Here is a 19918-nt window from a genome sequence, read left to right on the forward strand (position 1 = left end):
GGTCCAGGCTGTCAGGGCGGCATCCACCAGACGGGGTATTACTGGGCCTTCTTCGAGCCGTTGCCTTGTCCTTGCTGTTGGCCGTTGCCCTGGCCTTTCTTCTGACTTTGGCCTTGTTTATTACATTGGCCGCCGTTGGTGCAGTTTGGACCGCTGCCGTCACGCAGTTGCTTCTGCTGCCTGTCGCGTGTGCAGTCTCCGTTGCCTTGGCCCTGGCCGGCGAAGACACCGGCTGAGCTCAGTGCGAATAAGGAAGCGATTAGTGCAAGTGTTTTGATGGTTTTCATGGTCATTCTCCTTGGTTGATCGTTTGTGCCTTTTCCTTTTTGGCGTCGTAAACTTACCAAATTGAAGATGACACAATGATGACCGCGCGGCGTTGCGGTCTCTTTTTTCATTTTGTTGCCTCAACCTCCGGCTTCGCGTCGTGCCGGATCGAAATATGCAGCCAGTCGCGTCCGCTTGCGTCCCGGTCCATCTCGGCGGTCGCGCTGTAGCCCATCGCTTCGGCGCAGGCACGGACCAGCGAAAGGCCCAGTCCGCAGTGGCGGGTATCGCTGCGGGCCCCTTCGGCCCGCCAGAAACGCTCGAAGAGATTGACGACTGATGTGGGATCAACGTTCTCGACCGGATTGCTGATCCGCAGGCCATCTTGCATACATTCCACGCGCACCTCACCGGCCGCTTGTGCATAGAGCGCGGCATTGGTGAGGAGGTTGTCGATGATGTGACGCCAGAGAGAGGCATCGCCTTCGATGGTTTGTCCGGACGGCCATGTGAATGTGCTCGTCAAGCCGCGTTGGGAGACAATGCCGCCCAGCTTCTGCCAACTGTCTTCGATGAGCGGTGCCAGAGCGATCGGTTCACTTTCGAAGCGGTTGCGGCCATTTTCGACTCGGGCGAGTTGAAGCAGGGTCTCGACCACCCGTTCCAGGCGTCCCACGACTTCGCCGATCTGTCCGAACATCGCCTCCGTGCGTTCTTCCGGCCAGCGGATCGCCAAGTCCGTTTTCAGGCGGAGTTCTGCGAGGGGGGAGCGAAGTTCATGTGCGAGATCCGCACTGAAGCGGCGTTCATGTGCGAAGCCGGCCTCCAGCCGCTCCATCAGCGAGTCGAGCCGGTCCACAATGGGTTCGAGTTCTTTCGGTACCGGCTGGTCGCTGCTGAAGCGTGCGTTCAATGAACCCGCATCGATACCGGCGGCCTTTGCTCCGAGTGCTTTCAAGGGATGGAGCCCCCTGCGCAGGGCGATGGCCAAAAGGAGTGCGGTCAGTCCGATCCCTGCCAGGCCGGTTGCGACTACGATAGCGCTGACACGCATCAACCGGCTACGGAACTCGGTCAAGTTACGCCCGACTGCAATCACGGCCGACTGGCCGCCTGCTGCCACTTGGCGATGGTTGGCGTTTGGGCCCGCTGCGAAACGCATGAGAGAAAGCCGGACCTCGATTGTGTCATCGATTTTCGTGGTGACCGTCACGGGCGAGTGGTTGGCGACTTCCAGTAATGGTAAGTCGAGTGCCCCGAGTGAAGGGGACTTCAGAGTCACGACACCCTCTCGGTTCCAGACCTGATAGTAAACCTGTGGATTTTGGGGCAGTTCGTTGGATGTTTTGGTACTTTCGTATCCCATACCAGCACCACGTCCGCGGCTGAGCATTCGCACTTCACGGCTGAGCGCGATATTGTCGCGATCAATTTCTGCCAGCATCGCCGCGCGCGTGGTGACGACGACCGCAATCCCGCCACCGATCCAGAGGCAGGCGAGCCCCGGAAGGGCCCAGAGCATGATCGTGCGGCGAATGGATTTCATGAGATTGTTGGCTCACAGAACTGATAGCCTTCGCCCCGCCGGGTCACGATAATCCGGCTGCCGTCGGTTCCGAGTTTGCGCCGCAGGTGGTAGACAGTGGAGTCGACGACATTGCTCATGCGCATGCCGCTCTCGTCGTAGAGGTGCTCTTCGATCCCGGCGCGCGAAAAGACCTTGCCCGCAGCCATCATCAGTAGCTCGAGGAGTGCGTATTCGCGGGCGGTCAGTTCCAAATCGCAGGCGTTCCGGGAGGCGGTCTTCGCATTGGTGTCGAGCACGAGGTCGCCGGCGGTCAGCACGGTTTCGCTCCGACCGCGTGCCCGTCGTCCGAGGGCTTCGGTTCGCGCCAGGAATTCCTCCAGCGCGAAGGGTTTGCCCAGGTAGTCGTCCGCCCCGCTGCGCAGGCCGCTGACGCGGTCGTCGACCGTATTGCGCGCAGTCAGCAGCAGCACCGGGGTGGCAATCCCTTCCTGCCGGATTGTCGAAAGCACCGTGAGGCCGTCCATGCCGGGGAGCATGATGTCGAGGACGATCACGTCATGGACCGCTTCCCGCGCCATCCAGAGTCCGGTCTCGCCGTCTTCAGCCAGATCGACCGCATGCCCGCTGTGCCGCATGGCCTTAGCCAAGTCGTTCCTCAGGTTTTCGGAATCCTCAACTACAAGTATGCGCATGTGATTCGAAAGCGGATGCGAACATCAGCCCTTGTAGGCAAAGGCCGGCACGCCTTTCACGCCTAGGCCGTCGATGACAAAGACCTTGCCGGCATCCGCTTCTTCGATGGTCTTATGGATGCCGGTCGTGACGAAGAGACGATCCAGCTCCGGGCCACCGAAGGCGCAGGCGGTGGTTTCGAGGCAGGGCAGGTCGATGTGCCGGAGAATTTCGCCGGAATCGGGGTCGAAGCGTACGACGCAGGCGCCGTGGCAGAAGGCGATCCAGAGCTTGTCTTCGGCATCGATCGTCATGCCGTCGGGGACACTTTCATATCCGGCGGCCTGAGTGTCGACGGCCACCCGCGCATTGGAGATAGCACCGCTTTCCTGGTCAAAGTCGTAGGCCCGCACCTGGAGGGTGGGGGTGTCGATATAGTACATCGTCTTGCTGTCCGCGCTCCAGCAGATACCGTTGGAGTTGGTCACATCCGGGACTTTCAGCTCAAGGCTGCCGTCGGTATCGAGGCAGTAGAGATTGGCCGTGCCGGTCTCCCTGACGAGGCTGATCGTGCCCGCCCAGAAGCGACCGGCGGGATCGCACTTGCCGTCATTGAAGCGATTGCTTTCGCGGAGGGCCGCTTCCGGATCGCCCAGGTTTTGCTTGGCACCCGTGGCCGGATTGAAGCGCACGAACCCGGTGTCGCCCGCATACATGAAATCTTCACCTTCGGTTGGGACGACGGTACCGATACGTTCGCCCATGTCCCAGACCTGTTCCTCGCCGCTGTCCGGGTTCAGCTTCACGAGTTTGTGCCCGTTGATGTCGACGTAGAGCAAGGAATCGCCCCACCAAATCGGGCCTTCGCCCCATATTGATACGAATTTACCGATGGTTTGGATCGAGATGTCAGTCATTGCACCATGCATGGCGTGTCGGCACGTGCGAGTCAATCGGATGTCGTTGAATGAAATGCTGCCGAATGTCCTTGCGGAGGGCTTTTCAGAAAAGCTAGCATATCAGGTTCTTAGTGTCTCATGGCAACCCGTGCTTCCAGTCGTGTCTACAACCCGTTCGCACTCGAGATTTGGTTCTCGAATGTCATGGCTGGTTGGGAGTCCTACTTCGCGGAAGCGGATCTGGACCTGGGACGTGAATTGTACCGGGAGGGCAAGATTTCCGGTCTCGAATTGTCGGAAAAGGATGCGATTGTACACTGTACTTTCGCCCGGAAGGATACCTGCTACTCGGTGATCGAGTGGGTGGACGGGCGACCGCAGGTGCGGGCATCGACGGACGACCAGGCGACCGGACGTGCGGTCGCGGTGGCAGGTCTGTACGAAATCGAGGAACTGATTGCCGACGAAATCGAGCCGCTGCCCTATGAGCCGAAAAAGAAGCCGCGACCGGAGGCGGAGTCCCGGCCGCAGCGGAAGGAGCCGAAGCCGGCGCCGGAGCGCCCGGCCCGGAAGTTCCGTCTCAAGGTGGAGGGCGTGCGTGCGGGGCTGCGATTGACGGCCCAGTGGTTGCATTTGGACGGCACGCGGGAGACTGCCTTCCGGGAGGACGCGGGCCGTCTGCCCAGTGCGGAGCGGGAGCTGCTGGTCCGGCTGACGGGGATGGCCAAGGAGTCCGGATTTGTTTTCCGGCCCGGATCGCATGATTTCCTGCTGTCGGATGTCGAGCGGATCCCTCCCTTTTTTAGCCATGCACGCCCGCGCTGGGAGCAGCGCTTTGGCCCGGTTGAGTTGGACCTTGAGGCCCGTCATATGGCGGAAGGCGTGCGTGCGGTCTCGATCATCGGAGAAGCGCAGTCGGCGGGTGGCGCCAATATGCGGCTGAACTGGCGTTTCCGTCTGGGGGACCGCTGGTTGGACCCGGAAGACGCCGAGCGTCTGGCCCGTGCGGGGCGGGGCACGCATGTGATCCGGGGGCTGGGCCTGGTACGGATCGCGGAGGAGCAGTCGGGCGCTTTGGCGGACTGGCGGGTGGCGGCGGCCAATGGTTCGGTCGAAGCGCAGACCTGGCCGCGTTACATGGTCTTTTCACTCTTTGGCGACCGCGGGGCCGAACTCGACCTGAAGGGCGAACTGAAGGAGTGGCGTGATTCGCTGGGGCAGCGGGCCGAGGATGCGCCGGAGCAGAAGCGGTTGCCGGACTTTTTGAGGCCCTACCAGGCGCACGGGGTGCGTTGGATGGCCAACCTGCGGGAGCACGATTGCCATGGTTTGCTGGCGGACGAGATGGGGTTGGGCAAGACCTTGCAGGTCCTGACCCTGCTCTCGCGTTTCCCGGTGACGGGGCAGAACAGCCTGATCGTGTGTCCCGCCAGTGTGGTGCCGGTCTGGCAGAGTGAAGCCGCCCACTGGTATCCGGATTTGGAGACCGCGGTCCTAAGCAGCCGCGAATCCTTCGAACAGCCGGATCTCTTTCGCAAGCCGAAGCTTTGGATCGCCAGCTACACGCAGTTGCGGCGGCACAAGCATCTGCTGGATGACGCCGAATTTGGCTACGCCGTGCTGGATGAGGCCCAGCAGATCAAAAATCCGGATGCCAAGGTGACGCATGCTTGTTGCGCGATCCGTGCGCAATGCCGGATCGCCCTGACGGGGACGCCCCTGGAAAACCGTATGCTGGACCTGTGGACGATCTTCCGCTTCCTCATGCCCGGATTGCTGGGTTCGCGCCGTCGTTTCGAAGACATGGCCGAGCACCGCGACGCGGAGCTGCGGGGGGCTTTCGAGGAGCGGCTCCGCAGCCAGATCGCGCCCTTCGTCCTGCGTCGGGAAAAGGATAGCGTCGGCACGGACCTCCCGGACAAGGTCGAAATGGACCTGATTTGCCCGATTACGGATATCCAGCGGCAAGCCTATGAATCCTTGCTGGCGAGGGGGAAGGAAGAGCTGGGGCAGGATCTGCAGGCCGCCATGAAGCACCAGAGCATGCATTTCTTCTCGCTGCTGACCCGTTTGCGGCAGGTATGCTGCGACCCCGGATTGATTCCCGATGTCGATGCCGAGCTTGATCAGAGCGGCAAGATCCAGGCCTTGCTGACCCACCTGGAGGAAGCACTGGAAGGCAAGGGGACGCGCAAGGTCGTGATCTTCAGCCAATTCGTGAAGCTACTGAAGCGCCTGAAGCCCCTAATCCGTCGGGAATTCCCCAAACTGTCGGTGATGGAACTGACGGGGGAGACGAAGGACCGGGCGAAGCCGGTGCGCGAATTCCAAGAGAACGAAGGGCCTGCGGTGATCCTTGTCAGTCTGCGGGCCGGCGGCACCGGGATTACCCTGCACGCGGCGGACTATGTCTTCCTCTTGGATCCCTGGTGGAATCCGGCGGTGGAGAACCAGGCGGTCGACCGGGTGCACCGGATCGGGCAGCGACACCGTGTCTTTGTCTACCGGATGATTACACAGGGGACGATTGAGGAACGGATTCAGCATTTGAAGAAGGAGAAGCGTGAACTGTTCGAAAATACACTGGGCAGTCTCGGCGGTGCCAGCGACCTGTTGGAGCACTTCGGAGACATCGAGGAATTGGCCAAACTTCTGGATGCTTAGGATGCCTGCGCTACGGCTTCGCTCGTTTACAAAGTCTGAAATTTCTGAATTGTTGCCCGGTTCTTAATGTCACAGGCTCACGGATACATGCGTCGATTCGCCCAGAAATTAGCCGATCTCTTGCTCTTCGTTGTGGGGGTCTGCGGCTTGGCCCTGTTGGTCTGGGAAATCGGCTGGCCCTTATCGCCGGATCAGAACGAGTGGCTGGTGCAAGCGATGCGCGGCCTCCTGGCGGCCTTTGCCTGTTGCGTGCTGGGGCAGTGGGCGCTGGGGCCCTACCGCAAGCAGTATTTCCTGAAGCACCGGGCGTCCTTGGTCATGGTGCTGCTCGCACTGGCCGCGCTTTTTCTCGAGCCCTACCTGCCCGGCTGGTTCGAGGAGGATTTTCCCCCGCAGCTGATCTCCCGGATCGTGCTGGTCTTTGCCAGCTTCTCGCAGATCTTCATTCTCGCCGGCGTGCTCCTGCATGCCTTGCCCATGCTGGAGCGAAGGGTCTTTGTGCGGATGAGCCCGGGGATGCTACTGATCGTGACCTTCCTTCTGCTCATCCTCGTCGGGATGTGCCTGCTGCAGTTGCCGAATGCGACGCAGCCGGGGCGTGAGTTGTCCTGGCTGGATGCGCTCTTCACTTCTACCAGTGCGGTCTGTGTGACGGGCTTAATCGTGGTCGATACGGCGACCGAATTTACCCGGACGGGACAGGCGATTCTGCTGGTCTTGTTTCAGGTCGGCGGCTTGGGAATCATGACCTTGACCTATTTCCTCGCGGTGCTGGCGGGGGAGGGCTTAAGCGTGCGGAACCGGGTGCAGCTGAGCGAGCTCATGAGCGAGGACCGGATTTCCAGTCTGGGTTCCTTGCTCGGCATCATCCTGGTTACCACATTTGCGGTGGAGGCGGTCGGAGCCGGCCTGCTGTACCTGTGCTGGGGGCAGGACAGCCTGCTCTGGTTTGACGCGCTGTTCCACTCCGTCTCGGCATTTTGTAATGCCGGATTTTCCACCTTTTCGTCAAATCTTGCCGATCCGCTGACCGCTCAATCCACCTCCACGCATTGGGTCATCATCGTCCTGATCATTATGGGCGGTCTGGGCTTCCCCGTGCTGAGAGACCTGGCTCTGCACGGGGGGCGCCGGGTCCTCCGGCGTCCGCGCGTGTCGGCGCGGGGCTTGACCACGCACACCCGACTGGTTCTGGTGACGACCGGCCTCCTGCTGGCGGGGGGCAGCCTCGCGATGTACCTGACCGATCAGAGCATGGCCGGAGAGGGCTTCTGGCGCCGTCTGGACGTGGCGATTTTTAACTCGGTTACCGCCCGGACCGCGGGTTTCAATATCACCGATCTCGGGCATTTGGCTCCTGCGGCCGTCCTTGTGATGGTCTTTCTCATGTTTATCGGGGGCAGTCCCGGGGGGATGGCCGGCGGGATCAAGACCACGACTTTTGCGGTGGCCTGGCTGAATGTGAGCCGCCTGATGCGGAACCGCCGTGACTTGGAGGTGTTTCGTCGCCGCCTGCCTCAGGAACTGCTGGACCATGCCTACGCAGCGCTGATCCTCGGGCTCTTCTGGGCCTTCATCGTCTGGTTCCTGATCCTCTGGATCGAGCCGCAACTGGACGTGATGGATACCTTCTTCGAGGTCTTCAGTGCCTTCGGTACGGTGGGGCTTTCACGAGGCATCACTTCCAGCCTGTCCGAGCCCAGCAAGTGGCTGATCATTTTGACCATGTTTGTCGGCCGGATCGGCATCATGACCTTTACGCTGGCGATTTTCCGCTCGCGTTCCTATACACCTATGCGACTCCCCCCGGATCGCGTTATCATCGGATAGCTATGAAATTCTGTATTATCGGACTCGGCCAATTCGGCAGCACGCTCGCCGTGGAGCTCCAACGCGAGGGCCACGAGGTGATCGCCATCGACAACAGCCCCGAGCCGGTCGAGGCGATCAAGGACAAGGTCGACTACGCCCTTGAGGCGGACGCGACCGACCTGCGCGTGCTGCAAAAGCTCGGGTTGAAGGATCTCGATACCGTGGTGGTGGCGATCGGGGAAGGTTTCGAAGCGTCCCTGATGATCGTGGCGCACCTGCAGAAGGCGAAGGTGAAATCGATTTTGTGCCGGGTGATCAATGACGTGCATGAGCGCCTGTTGGACCTGATGCAGGTGCAGGAGAAGATCCGTCCGGAAGCGGTGGCGGCCCGGCAACTGGCGAAGCGGATGGGAATCGCCCGTGCGGTGCGCCATTTCAGCCTGGGTGACCATCATGCCCTGGTCGAATTTCCCCTGCCGGAGTCCTTTATCGGCAAAAACCTGGCCGAGCTCGAGCTGCGCGGGCGTTACGAGCTGAATCTCATCACCTACAAGCGCCCGCGGACGGAGGATGTGGGCGAGGCGAAGGAGGGGGATGACAACCTGGTCACGCAGGGGGTGCCGACTCCGGACACCGTCTTCCACAAAGACGACCGGCTGATCCTCTTCGGTGAGGAACAGGCGATCGAGCATTTTTCCAAGGAAGTGAAGTAGGCCGCCGGTACCTTAGGTTCCGAAACCCCTCCGTCTTCGCGGTGCGGAGCCATCCGGCTTCTCTCCGATACGCCGTGACAGGCCTCCCCTCGTTGAGAGGAGGAGCTTTTACTTTATAAGACCATTGTGTCGATCGAGCTCATCCCAGCTCCTCCCCTGCGTGCAGGGGAGGGGGACCGCAATGCGGCCTGCACTGAGCCTTGTCGAAGCGGTGGAGGGGTTCAGGCGCACGATAATCGATGTCGAATACCAACCTTCCCGCAAATTGACCATGATCCCGTAAATTTTTGAGTTTGTTCTTTCGCCTGAAAGCTCAGAGGTATTGAAGAAAGGGTCCCCCGTTTCCGGTTTTCTGCTTCGGGTCTTGGTGGGATTTCCGACCAGATAAATTAATTTTGAGAGAGACAGACAATGGCTAGACTACGTTCCGCAACAACCACAGCAGGTAGAAACATGGCCGGTGCGCGTGCGCTTTGGCGCGCCACCGGTATGAAAGACGGCGATTTCGGGAAACCGATCATCGCGGTGGTGAATTCCTTCACCCAATTCGTGCCCGGACACGTACACCTGAAGGATCTCGGGCAGCTGGTCGCGTCCAGCATCGAAGCTGCCGGTGGTGTGGCCAAGGAGTTCAACACCATCGCGGTGGACGACGGCATCGCCATGGGCCACGGCGGGATGCTGTATTCGCTGCCCTCCCGCGAACTGATCGCCGACTCGGTCGAGTACATGGTCAACGCGCACTGTGCGGATGCTATGGTCTGCATTTCCAATTGCGACAAAATCACGCCCGGCATGATGATGGCGGCGATGCGTCTGAACATTCCCGTGATCTTCGTATCCGGTGGCCCAATGGAGGCCGGCAAGACCAAGTTGGCGGGGGGGGAGGTCAAACTGGACCTGGTGGATGCGATGGTGCAGGCGGCCGATCCCAATGTCTCGGACGAGCAGACGGAGCAGGTGGAGCGTTCCGCATGCCCGACTTGCGGTTCCTGTTCCGGAATGTTCACGGCCAACTCGATGAACTGCCTGGCGGAGGCCCTCGGCCTGGCCCAGCCCGGCAACGGCTCGATGCTGGCGACACATACCGATCGCAAGGTGCTCTTTGAAAATGCAGGGAAGCGCATCGTCGAGCTCTGCCACCGCTTCTACAAGCAGGACGATGCCTCGGCCCTGCCGCGGAGCATCGCCAACTTCCCGGCCTTTGAAAACGCCATGACGCTGGATATTGCAATGGGAGGCTCAACCAACACGGTTTTGCACCTGCTGGCGATCGCGCGCGAAGGCGGTGTCGATTTCACCATGGCGGACATCGATCGCTTGTCCCGCAAGGTGCCGCATCTTTGCAAGGTGGCGCCTTCGACCAACAAGTACCACATGGAAGACGTGCATCGTGCCGGTGGCGTACTGGGTATTCTGGGCGAACTGAATAAGGCGGGTCTGATCCATGCGGACGTAAATCATGTGGCTGGTGGCACCTTGGCTGAAGTGCTGGCGGAATGGGACGTGACGAACCCTGCGAATGCTGCGGCGATCGAGTTTTACCGTGCGGGTCCGGCAGGAATTCGCACGACCGAAGCTTTCAGCCAGGATTGCCGTTGGCCGGACGCGGATACCGACCGTGCGGAAGGCTGCATCCGTGACTTGGAACATGCTTACAGCCTGGACGGCGGCCTTGCCGTGCTCTTTGGCAATTTGGCTGAGAACGGCTGCATCGTGAAGACCGCCGGCGTCGACAAGGAGATTCTTACATTCGAAGGTCCGGCCCGTGTGTTTGAGAGCCAGGATGATGCCGTAACGGGTATCCTCAAGGACCAGGTGCAGGCCGGTGACGTCGTGATCATCCGCTATGAAGGTCCGAAGGGCGGCCCGGGCATGCAGGAGATGCTCTACCCGACTTCTTACCTCAAGTCAAAGGGGCTGGGCAAGCAATGCGCGCTCATCACCGACGGCCGCTTCTCCGGCGGGACGTCCGGCTTGTCGATCGGTCACGTATCACCCGAAGCTGCCAGTGGCGGGAATATCGGGCTGATTGAGGATGGCGATTTGATCCACATCGATATCCCGGCACGCAGTATCGAGATCAAGGTCGACGCGGATACCATGGCGCAACGCCGTGCCGTGCGTGAGGCGCAGGGTTGGAAGCCGGCGCAGCGCGAGCGCGAGGTGTCCTACGCCTTGAAGAGCTACGCCATGCTCGCGACCAGTGCGGACCAGGGAGCCGTTCGCGACTTGTCCAAGCTCGACGAAGTTTAACCCGAAGCGGACCTAGTCGATTTTGGCCAGGTAGCGGAGGGCCGCCAGATAGCCGTCAAAGCCCAGGCCGGAAATCACGCCGATGCAGACTTCCGCGGTCATGGAGTGCTGGCGGATCTTTTCCCGCTTGTAGATATTGCTGATGTGCACCTCGACGACCGGGAGGTCGCTGCCGGCGATGCAGTCGCGCAGGGCCAAGCTGGTGTGGGTCAGCGCACCGGGGTTGATGATCAGACCGAAGACCTCGCCGTCCGCATAGACATTATTGATCTCATCGATGATGAAGCCTTCGTGGTTCGACTGGTAGAAGTCGACCTGTACGCCCAGCGCCTCGGCTTCCTCGGTCAGCAGGTTCTCCAGATCGGTCAGGGTCTGGTCCCCGTAAATGCCGGGCTCCCTGAGTCCCAAGCGGTCAAGGTTCGGGCCGTTGATGATGACGATGCGTTTCATGGCTAAGAAAGTTGCGGCTTAAGAGATAGGATTTCGTGCCGGCTGGCAAACAATTAGAGCAGGCACGGTTCCTCGATAAAGGTCCACTCCAGACCGAACTCGGCTGCGACTTCGGCGGCGAGGGCCTTGACCCCGAATACCTCGGTTGCGTAGTGCCCGCATGGGTAGAGGTTCAGCCCGAGTTCCTGGGCCATGTTGAAATGGTGTTGGCGCAGCTCGCCGGTGATCAGGGTGTCGATGCCCATGGCCTTCAGGTAGGGAACCGCGCTTTGTCCGCTGCCGGTCAGGATCGCGACCTTGCCGGGTTGCTCGCTGCCATATTCGATGGCGCCGTAGGTTTTGGGAAAGAGTGCCTGCAGGCCGGCTGAAAGTTCGTTGCGTCCGCCGAAAGGGCCCTCGGCGATGACCGCGATATCATTGCCTTCGTAGGGCAGGAAGCTCCCGCATTGCTTCAGGCCGAGGGCTTTCGCGAGGAGGGCGTTGTTGCCGATTTCCGGATGGCAGTCCAATGGCAGGTGGGATCCGTAGACCGCAAGGTTGCCGTCGAAGCAGGTTTTGACTTTGGCGTAGTCGGTGCCGGTGAGCGGGATTGGCTTCGTCCAGAAGAGCCCATGGTGGCAGATCAGGAAATCGACCCCGGCTGCGACCGCTTTCTCAAAGGGCCGCTGCCCGGCGTCGACCGACGCGCCGATCTTGGTGACGGTTCCGTTGTTCTCGACCTGGAGGCCGTTGTAGGCGCCGTCGAAGTCCTTCACTTCAGTACGACGCACGCGCGTATCACAATAGGCGACAATTTCAGAGAGGAGAGCCATTTGGCCAGAGTGCCGGTAGAAGACCTAAAGGTGAAGCGTGAAATCAACTGGCTTGGAGCGGGGGGGACGGGGATTCCGGGGTGCCGTTGTTGGCTTGGTCATCGGCGTAGTGGTTTGAGGGGCTCACAACGCTGCTTTTTGAGGACCGTGAATCCCGCTTCGTACACTACGCGGGACTAGCGTGTATGTGAATAGCTTATAACACCGGTGAACTGCTCGCAGCGCTGTGTTGTGAAACCACGTTCCGGGGAGCATAGCGACGACATGACCGGATTCCGCTTTGCGGAAGACCGGACCATGGACACGGATGTGCACGAATGCTTACAACACCGCATTCTGATTGGGGAGGTAGGGACGTTTGAAGGGCTGGCAACGCTGCCTTTTGAGGACCGTTAATGTACGTTAATGTACGTGAATGGCTTACAACACCGCATACTTTTGGGGACGTGGGGACGGATATCCCTATCCGTCCGAGAGGTCTAAGGATGGGTGGCTGATCTTGACTGTCTGTTTAGGCGGTAGATACAGGGGCAGAATGGTGCTTAGAACCGTGTTGGGTAGGCAGAATGATGTTAGGCAGAATGATTTTTCTTACAACGCTGGGGGGCTGAGGGCTGAGACCTGAAAGTTTGGACCTCTCCGTCTGCGTCAAGGGCAGCCATCCGGCTTCTCTCCGATACGCCGTGACAGGCCTTCCCTGCATGCACCCGTCTTCGTCTCAGACTTCGCCGGGCCAGGGAGGAGGCGTTTTCTATTGGGTAGGGGCGTGTGTCCTCACACGCCACCGTGCGATGTTGATTGGAGCGGTCATCGGCGTGACGTCCGATGCTATGGAGCCAGCCGACCTTGTCGCATCCGGATCATTCCTTATTCCGTAAGAAAGTCATCGCTGCTTTGTAAGGAAAGGGGTGCAGGACTGATCTCATAGATATGCCTGAAGCACCTACCCTTGTCTGGTTTCGCAAGGACCTGCGCCTGAGCGACAACGCCGCTCTGGCACAGGCGATCGAGGCCGGTGGTCCGGTGATTCCTGTCTTTATCTGGGCGCCGGAGGAAGCCGGGGCCTGGGCGCCGGGAGGCGCTTCGAAATGGTGGCTGCATCAGGCCTTGAAGCACCTGGGGGAGGACTTGAAGGCACGGGGGGGCAAGTTGATCCTTCTGGCGGGAGACTCCCTGGAGTGCTTGCAGGGGTTGATCCGGAAGACGGGAGCGGTGCGTGTCTACTGGAACCGGCGTTATGAAGCACCGCTTCGGGAGGTGGATGCCGCGATCCAGCGCGCCCTGCACGCCGGCGGGGTCGAGGTGAAGCGTTTCAACAGCAGTCTTTTGGTGGAGCCGCACACGGTGAGTACGAAAGAGGGGCGCCCCTACAAGGTCTACACTCCCTTCTGGAAATCGGTGAAGGACCGCAAGCCGGAGCCGCCGGTCGAGCCGGCGCTGGAAGCGTTGCATTTTCCCGAACAATGGCCGCAGACGGTGGCCCTGGATCGCTTTGAACTTTTGCCGAAGGTACGATGGTACCGCAGCTTCGAACCGCACTGGGAGGTGAGCGATGCGGCGGCGATGCGCCGGCTGACGCGGTTCCTCGGTACGACGGTCGCACAGTACAGCGAGGACCGCGACCGGCCGGACCACGACGGGACTTCCTGCCTTTCCCCTTATCTCGCATGGGGCCTGATCGGTCCGCGGCAGATCGCGCATCACTTGCGGCAATCCGCCGACCTGAAGGCGGAGGGGCCGCAGGTCTACCTGAAAGAACTCTACTGGCGTGAATTTGCCTACTACGTTTTGTATCATTTTCCGGATACACCGGATCATCCCTTGCAGGCCCAGTACGAGGACTTTCCCTGGCAGAAGGACGCGGGGCTGATGCAGGCCTGGCAGAAAGGCCGGACTGGCTATCCGATCGTGGATGCCGGCATGCGGCAGCTCTGGAAGACGGGCTGGATGCACAACCGTGTGCGTATGATTGTCGCGTCCCTGCTGGTGAAGCACCTTTTGCAGGACTGGCGGACCGGTGCCCGATGGTTCTGGGACACCCTGGTGGATGCGGATCTGGCCAGCAATACCCTTGGTTGGCAATGGAGCGGCGGCTGCGGTGCGGATGCCGCCCCTTATTTCCGGGTCTTCAATCCGGTTCTCCAGGGGCGGAAATTCGATCCCGACGGCGATTATGTGAAACGTTTCGTGCCGGAATTGAAAAAGTTGCCAGCCAAATACATCCATGCGCCCTGGGAAGCGCCTGAGGGCATTCTGGAGCATGCGGGACTCGAGCTGGGGGAGAACTACCCGCTGCCTGTGATCGAGCACAGCGCGGGCCGCGATCAGGCGCTCAAAGCCTTCGAGCAGTTCAAGGCATGAGTGGCTGGCAACGCTGCTTTTTGAGAACCGTTAATCCCGCTTCGTACACTACGCGGGACTAGCGTGTACGTTAATGTACGTGAATGGCTTACAACGCCGTTGAACTGCTCGCAGCGCTGTGTTGTGAAACCACGAATGCACACGGATGTGCACGAATGCTTACAACACCGCATACTTTTGGGTAGGTAGGGACGGATATCCCTATCCGTCCGAGAGGGCTAAGGATTGGTGGCTGCTATCGACTGTCTGCTGAGGCGGTAGATGAAGGGGCAGAATGATGCTTACAACGGTGTGGGGTTTGAGGGGCTGGCAACGCTGCTTTTTGAGAACCGTTAATGTACGTGAATGTACGTGAATGTACGTGAATGGGTTACCACGCCGGTGAAGGTCGAATGATGCTTACAATGGTGATGGGGGCGGCAGAATGATTTGTGGCAGAATGATTGCTTACAACTCGCTAGGGTTGTGATGCTTGCAGGGCTGCATGCTGTTGGGGAGGTAGGGACGGACAATCCTTATCCGTCCGAGAGGCCTAAGGATGGGGGGCTGATATCGACTCTCCTCCATCTCCCGTTGAGTGAAGCTGCAATATGAGGCTTACAACCCTGCGGCGGACGCGCAGAAGCGCGTCCCTCCATTGAGGTGAGGCATCAATGATTAGCTTGCGTGAAAAACTGGAGGGATGCGCTTCCGCGCGTCCACGAAGGCCTGTTGGGAAACCTGAGACCTGAAGTGTTACCTATCACCTGAACCTGTACAACGCTTGTGGGTGTTGGGGCGGGATACGCGAAGCGGATGCTGTAAGCTTTTCGGGCCTTTGGGGGATGTATTAGGCAGAGGTGTCATTCCGGATGAAGGACTCGGTGCAAACAATACTGGTTTCGGGGGCGAGTGGCCTGGTGGGCTCCGCCCTTTGTGAGGCCTTGCGTGCCCGCGGGCACCGGGTGCGGACACTGTCGCGTTCGAAGGGGGATGTGCTCTGGGATGTGGAAGCGGGGCAATTGGAAGCCGGGGCGCTGGACGGCGTGGATGTGGTGGTACATCTGGCGGGTGAAGCGGTGGCCCAACGGTGGACCCGTGTGGTCAAGGGCCGGATCCTGGAGAGCCGGGTGAAGAGTACCCAATTGTTGGTGGACGCCATACTGGAGTCGGAGGGACGACCGGCCCTGGTCCAGGCGTCGGGCTCCAACTACTACGGGGCGGTACGCCAAGGGGAATTAGATGAGTCGGCTGCGTCCGGCGACGGATTTCTGGCCGAGGTGTGCCGGCAGTGGGAGGGTGCGTCTCAAGGGCTGGCGGATGCCGGGGTGAGGACGGTACAGGTCCGGACCGGGATGGTTTTGAGCGCCAAAGGGGGCGCCTTGGCGAAGATGCTGCCAGCCTTCAAGGCCGGTCTCGGGGGGCGGGTCGGATCGGGGCGGCAGCAGGTGAGCTGGATTGGATTGCCGGACCTGGTCCGGATCTACCTGCTCGCCATCGAAGACTGCAGCCTAAGTGGGCCGCTGAATGCGGTTTCCCCGGAGCCGGTGAGCAATCAACGCTTTGCGGAAGTGTTGGCGGGGGTCTTGGGGCGTCCCAGCGCTTTGCCTGTACCGGGCTTCATGGTCAAAGCCCTGTTTGGGGAAATGGCGGCGGAGACGGTGCTTGCGGATCTCCGGCTCAAACCCGCAAAACTTCAATCTGTCGGTTTTGAGTGGAAAAGTCCCTCACTTCAGTCTGCACTAGAGGCTGAACTGAATGACACTGACAGATAGCATATGAAAACATCGGATGTTTTGGTTGTGGGGGCGGGCATCTCCGGCTTGCTTTGCGCCACGGAATTGAAGCAGGCAGGGCGCAGCGTTTGCGTCCTGGACAAAGGGCGTGGCGTGGGCGGCCGAATGGCGACCCGGCGCATGTCCGGTGCGCGACTGGACTATGGGGCCCAGTTTTTGACGCTCCGGGAGTCGGCCATCCAGAAGTATGTGGATGCCTGGCTGGAAGCCGGACTGATCAAGGAGTGGTTCCGGAATTCAGCGGACGGCAAGTTGAAAGACGGGCATCCGCGCTATTGTGGTGTGCATGGCATGACGGATGTTCCGAAGGCCTTGGCCGAGGGGCTGGAGGTGCATTGCTCTGAAAATGTGACCGGCTTGAAGCATGAAGCGGGTGTATGGCGGGCACAGACGGAAAGTGGCAATGCGTACCAGGCCGCTGAACTGGTCCTGACCGCACCGCTGCCTCAAACATTGGCTTTGTTGAAGGGATCTGGTCTCAAAATGACCGGTGCGGAGTGGAAGGCGCTGCAGGAGGTCCGCTATGCGCGGGGGCTTTCCGCGCTGTTGATTCTGGACGGGCCCAGCGAGCTGCCGGCACCCGGTGCCCGTAAGGTTGAGCAATTCCCGCTTGCATGGATTTCAGACAACCAAGTCAAGGGGATCTCGCCGGAGGTGCCCAGTGTGACGGTCCATGCCGACACCCGCTTTGCCGACTTGCACTGGGACTCCCCGGATGAGTTGTGCGGTTCGCTACTGGTTGAGGCAGCCCGGGCATTGCTGAAAGCTTCCGTGGTGGACTTTGCCTGCCACCGCTGGGGCTATGCCTATCCCCTGAATCCGGCCGAGGGGCCGTTCTTCCGGGATGCCTTGAACGGGCTGACTGTGGCCGGCGATGGTTTCGGGCCCGGTTCGATTGGCGGTGCGGCCAAGTCGGGCATTGAGGCCGGACGGATGCTGGTCAGGAAGTCACGTTGAAGCCTCCGTGGAAAACGGGATACAAGACCGGGATCAGAGCCCGGGGATGAGATTCCGGGGGTCGTAGACGGAACGAAGTTGCTGGTCCTGAATCGTGCCGGTCAGTTCAAACTTGAGCAGTGTGGGGAGAGGGTTGAGTCGGTCGCTAATCTTACCGATCGTGGTGTCGGGGCGCCCGAAATTGCTGAACAGGGATACGCTTAACTCCATGTCCAGTTCCTGCTTGGGGAGTAGGACCGTACCTTTGCCTTCGACCCGGGTACGGGGTCCTGTCACCAGCAGGGGATTGAACCGTATGCGATTGTTTCTCAAGCGGAAGTCGCCGGCCATACGGTCCAGCGTGAAGGATGTGAAGCTGAGATGCACCTTGTTCAAGGCCCTTGACAGCGGGCCCAGCAGGTCGATGTTGCCGATGCGGTCGCCCTGTATGGTGAAGGAGCCGAATCCGTCGTATTGGTACAAGTCATCGAGCGGGCCCCTGGCATGCAGATCGAGGTTGAGGCGGGTTTTTTCGCGCTGATTCCGGTCGATGTTCTCGCCTTTCATCGTATCCAGCGAGCTTTCGACACCTTTGAGTTGGGGGAGGTCCCGGATGGCCTGCGTTTCGTCGGCATCTTCCAGATTGAAGACAAAGCGAAGCTCCGGTTTCGCTTTATCGGCGAGCAGAATGTCCGCCTCGGCGGTTCCGTTGCCATCGGCATAGCCGAACTCGACATTGCGCAGGTGAACCATGTCGTCGCGACCGTGGACGTCGAGGGCCAGACGGTCGAACGGTACGTCCTTGAAGCGGATCGGTTGGGGGCTAGAGACCGCCAGGTCGAAATAGCTGCGTCCGGCGTAGGCCGGATAGGCGGAGGTGTTGAAGATGGCGGCATTCAGCGTGGCCCGTGGCGAGGTCTCGCTTTCAAATTCCCGGATCAAGCCCGAGATGTTCCCCCCGAATAGCTTGGCCGCATCTTCCAGTGCGATTTTGGCATCTAAGTCCAGCCGGACTGAAACGGGGGCGCGTATCGCATCGGCCCTGGAGGTAAAGGTGACATCCCCTTTGATCCAGCCCCCCTTGTTGCGCACATCCAGGTCGTGTACTTCGGCATAGCGGCCCCGTCCGCGGACGACCAGGCTGCCTTCCTCCAGCAAGACATCGCGAAAAGTGACCGAACTCGCCACCGCGGATCCATAGTACAAATCGGCGACCTTATTCTGTCCGTTGCCGTAAATGATAAAATCGCCGATCCCGGCGCTTTGCCGGCTGAATTCGAAGTCCCGGAAGATGGCTTTCCACCATCGGGGCAGGATCGGGCTGTAATCCTTTGGGTTGCCGAAGCCGACGAGCGAGATGCCATAGTCCTTGCTGTCGAGGTTGAACCCGACGCCGAGGTCGAGCCATTGCCGTCCTCGCCTAAGGTAGGTGTGGTCGAGTTGGATCTGGCCGTCCTCGAGTGAGAGCTCGGCTCCGATGTAATCGAAGGCGAGCTCGGCGACCCGGATCGCGTTGACCCGGGCCTTCAATTGTGCGCGCTCCAGACTCCAGCCGGAGGCCAGGTTGACCCGGAGCTGGTAGTCCGGTTTCCGGTCGATCCGGATGGAGGGCAAGGCGGTACGTATCTTGTCGGGCAGGAGAGGCAGCAGGTCGAGACTGCCATCGGCTTGGATCGTTCCGCTCTGCTCCAGCAGGTTGATGTCGGCCCGCACTTTGGCCGCGCCCTTGAGTCCGCGTGTCGTGCCTTCGAGTTTCACCAAGGGGAAGGCCTTGAGGTCGACCGAGACGACAGGCGATTCAATGGGGATGCCGTAGGCGACCAAGTCTTCCGCCGCGAGGGAGAATTCCGGGATGAGGCCCTGCCGGAAAGATTCCCATGCCTCCTGCCTCAGGTATGCGGTCAGGCCGTGGATTTCCGTTTGGTAGTCCGGCAGCTGCAGGGTGCGGGCAAAGACCTTGATCTGGGTCTGGCTGAGGATGTTGTCCTCGCTGATGCTGAGCTCGGTGCGAATGCGAAGGTCCTCGCCGACGGTGCGGGCGTGCTCCAGCTTCCGGCTGGATACGTTGACGAGTGCCTGGACCGCACCGTCCTCGCCGGGGCGCAACTGAAAGGCCACCGTCGGTCGTGTGAGGAAGTCCAACTGGTCTTTCGCGAGCGCGGCGCGGGCGATGAATTTGTAAAAGCTGCGGAGCGCGTGGCCTTTCGGTTGACCGGGCCCGGTTACGGCCTTTTGGGGGATTCGGTCGCTGGGCCATTCGATGGAACCGCGCAGCCGCACATTCTCATGCATGGCGGCGATGTTCTCAATCACGTAGTTTGTATCAGATCTGCTGATACGCATGGAGATCCGCTCCAGCGCGGTGATGCGTTTTCCGTCTGGCGAGTAGACTGCCGGCAGGTACAAGGTGCCGTTTGCGATCGATATATCCACCAACTCCGGCTTTAGCATATGGCCTTCGCCGAGCGCGATATCGACCACGATGCCATCGCTTTCGAATAAGGGTAGCGAACTGTCTTCGGAGAGTATCTTCAAGCCGGCCAGTTCGATCTTGCCGCTCATGTTCAGCCGGTAGCTGTCGGCCTCGACCCGCAGGCCGGGCGGCAATTTGCCCGAGACTTCCCGGTTCAGCTTTTCCTTGGGTAGCGGGATGTAGCCGTAGGTAAGGAGGCAGCCCGCGATAAACGCCTGAGCCACGAACAGCACAAGCAGGCCGGAGTCAAAGAGCAGCTCAAGCAGGCCTGCCCATTTGAGTTTCCGGCGTTTCGACATG

15 protein-coding genes are annotated in these 19918 nt (G+C 60.3%); 8 read left to right on the forward strand and 7 right to left on the reverse strand.

Features of this window, described 5'->3' with window-relative positions; translation table 11 throughout:
- Positions 1 to 38: 38 nt before the first annotated feature.
- The 4 genes from O2597_RS13665 to O2597_RS13680 are packed head-to-tail and all read right to left on the reverse strand — an operon-like array spanning position 39 to position 3384.
- The gene (locus O2597_RS13665; RefSeq protein WP_269525761.1) at positions 39 to 398 is read right to left on the reverse strand and encodes a hypothetical protein; all 360 of its coding nucleotides are present in this window, start codon (positions 396 to 398) and stop codon (positions 39 to 41) included.
- Positions 395 to 1813 (reverse strand): ATP-binding protein, encoded by a 1419-nt coding sequence (locus tag O2597_RS13670; protein ID WP_269525763.1) that lies wholly within the window; start codon positions 1811 to 1813, stop codon positions 395 to 397. The genes O2597_RS13665 and O2597_RS13670 overlap by 4 nt, the downstream gene beginning before the upstream one ends.
- Positions 1810 to 2487: a response regulator transcription factor gene (locus O2597_RS13675; protein ID WP_269525765.1), complete on the reverse strand. Its 678-nt coding sequence runs from the start codon at positions 2485 to 2487 to the stop codon at positions 1810 to 1812. Before O2597_RS13675 ends, O2597_RS13670 begins: the two co-directional genes overlap by 4 nt.
- A 24-nt stretch (positions 2488 to 2511) precedes the next feature.
- Positions 2512 to 3384 (reverse strand): SMP-30/gluconolactonase/LRE family protein, encoded by an 873-nt coding sequence (locus O2597_RS13680; RefSeq protein ID WP_269525767.1) that lies wholly within the window; start codon positions 3382 to 3384, stop codon positions 2512 to 2514.
- 120 nt (positions 3385 to 3504) lie between these two features.
- Between O2597_RS13680 and O2597_RS13685 the strand changes: the two genes are divergently transcribed.
- From O2597_RS13685 to ilvD, 4 genes are all read left to right on the forward strand, one after another.
- On the forward strand, positions 3505 to 6030 hold the full coding sequence (locus tag O2597_RS13685; RefSeq protein WP_269525769.1) for a DEAD/DEAH box helicase: 2526 nt from the start codon (positions 3505 to 3507) through the stop codon (positions 6028 to 6030).
- An 87-nt stretch (positions 6031 to 6117) separates the two neighbouring features.
- Positions 6118 to 7860, forward strand: a complete 1743-nt coding sequence (locus O2597_RS13690) for a TrkH family potassium uptake protein (RefSeq protein WP_269525771.1) — start codon at positions 6118 to 6120, stop codon at positions 7858 to 7860.
- 2 nt (positions 7861 to 7862) lie between these two features.
- Positions 7863 to 8555, forward strand: coding sequence for a potassium channel family protein (locus O2597_RS13695; RefSeq protein WP_269525773.1), 693 nt, complete (start codon positions 7863 to 7865; stop codon positions 8553 to 8555).
- A gap of 411 nt (positions 8556 to 8966) precedes the next feature.
- Complete coding sequence (ilvD, locus tag O2597_RS13700; protein WP_269525774.1) at positions 8967 to 10811, forward strand: dihydroxy-acid dehydratase; 1845 nt, start codon at positions 8967 to 8969, stop codon at positions 10809 to 10811.
- Positions 10812 to 10823: 12 nt separating this feature from the next.
- On the opposite strand, the gene aroQ is transcribed toward ilvD, so the two are convergent.
- Both aroQ and O2597_RS13710 read right to left on the reverse strand, forming a co-directional pair.
- The gene (gene aroQ / locus O2597_RS13705) at positions 10824 to 11261 is read right to left on the reverse strand and encodes a type II 3-dehydroquinate dehydratase (protein WP_269525776.1); all 438 of its coding nucleotides are present in this window, start codon (positions 11259 to 11261) and stop codon (positions 10824 to 10826) included.
- 53 nt (positions 11262 to 11314) lie between these two features.
- On the reverse strand, positions 11315 to 12073 hold the full coding sequence (locus tag O2597_RS13710; RefSeq protein ID WP_269525778.1) for a Nif3-like dinuclear metal center hexameric protein: 759 nt from the start codon (positions 12071 to 12073) through the stop codon (positions 11315 to 11317).
- Between the two features lie 231 nt (positions 12074 to 12304).
- Here O2597_RS13710 and O2597_RS13715 point away from each other — a divergent pair, with 231 nt between their 5' ends.
- The 4 genes from O2597_RS13715 (at position 12305) to O2597_RS13730 (ending at position 17166) form a co-directional block, all read left to right on the forward strand.
- Positions 12305 to 12469: a hypothetical protein gene (locus O2597_RS13715; RefSeq protein WP_269525780.1), complete on the forward strand. Its 165-nt coding sequence runs from the start codon at positions 12305 to 12307 to the stop codon at positions 12467 to 12469.
- 534 nt (positions 12470 to 13003) lie between these two features.
- Positions 13004 to 14434 (forward strand): cryptochrome/photolyase family protein, encoded by a 1431-nt coding sequence (locus tag O2597_RS13720; protein ID WP_269525782.1) that lies wholly within the window; start codon positions 13004 to 13006, stop codon positions 14432 to 14434.
- Between the two features lie 863 nt (positions 14435 to 15297).
- The gene (locus tag O2597_RS13725) at positions 15298 to 16188 is read left to right on the forward strand and encodes a TIGR01777 family oxidoreductase (RefSeq protein WP_269525784.1); all 891 of its coding nucleotides are present in this window, start codon (positions 15298 to 15300) and stop codon (positions 16186 to 16188) included.
- Between the two features lie 3 nt (positions 16189 to 16191).
- Positions 16192 to 17166, forward strand: a complete 975-nt coding sequence (locus O2597_RS13730) for an NAD(P)/FAD-dependent oxidoreductase (RefSeq protein WP_269525786.1) — start codon at positions 16192 to 16194, stop codon at positions 17164 to 17166.
- Positions 17167 to 17199: 33 nt separating this feature from the next.
- Here the strand turns inward: O2597_RS13730 and O2597_RS13735 are convergent, their stop codons facing one another.
- On the reverse strand, positions 17200 to 19917 hold the full coding sequence (locus O2597_RS13735) for an AsmA-like C-terminal region-containing protein (RefSeq protein WP_269525787.1): 2718 nt from the start codon (positions 19915 to 19917) through the stop codon (positions 17200 to 17202).
- Position 19918 lies beyond the last annotated feature (1 nt).

Origin of the sequence: Coraliomargarita parva, from assembly GCF_027257905.1 — a bacterium.
Taxonomy (GTDB): domain Bacteria; phylum Verrucomicrobiota; class Verrucomicrobiia; order Opitutales; family Coraliomargaritaceae; genus Coraliomargarita_A; species Coraliomargarita_A parva.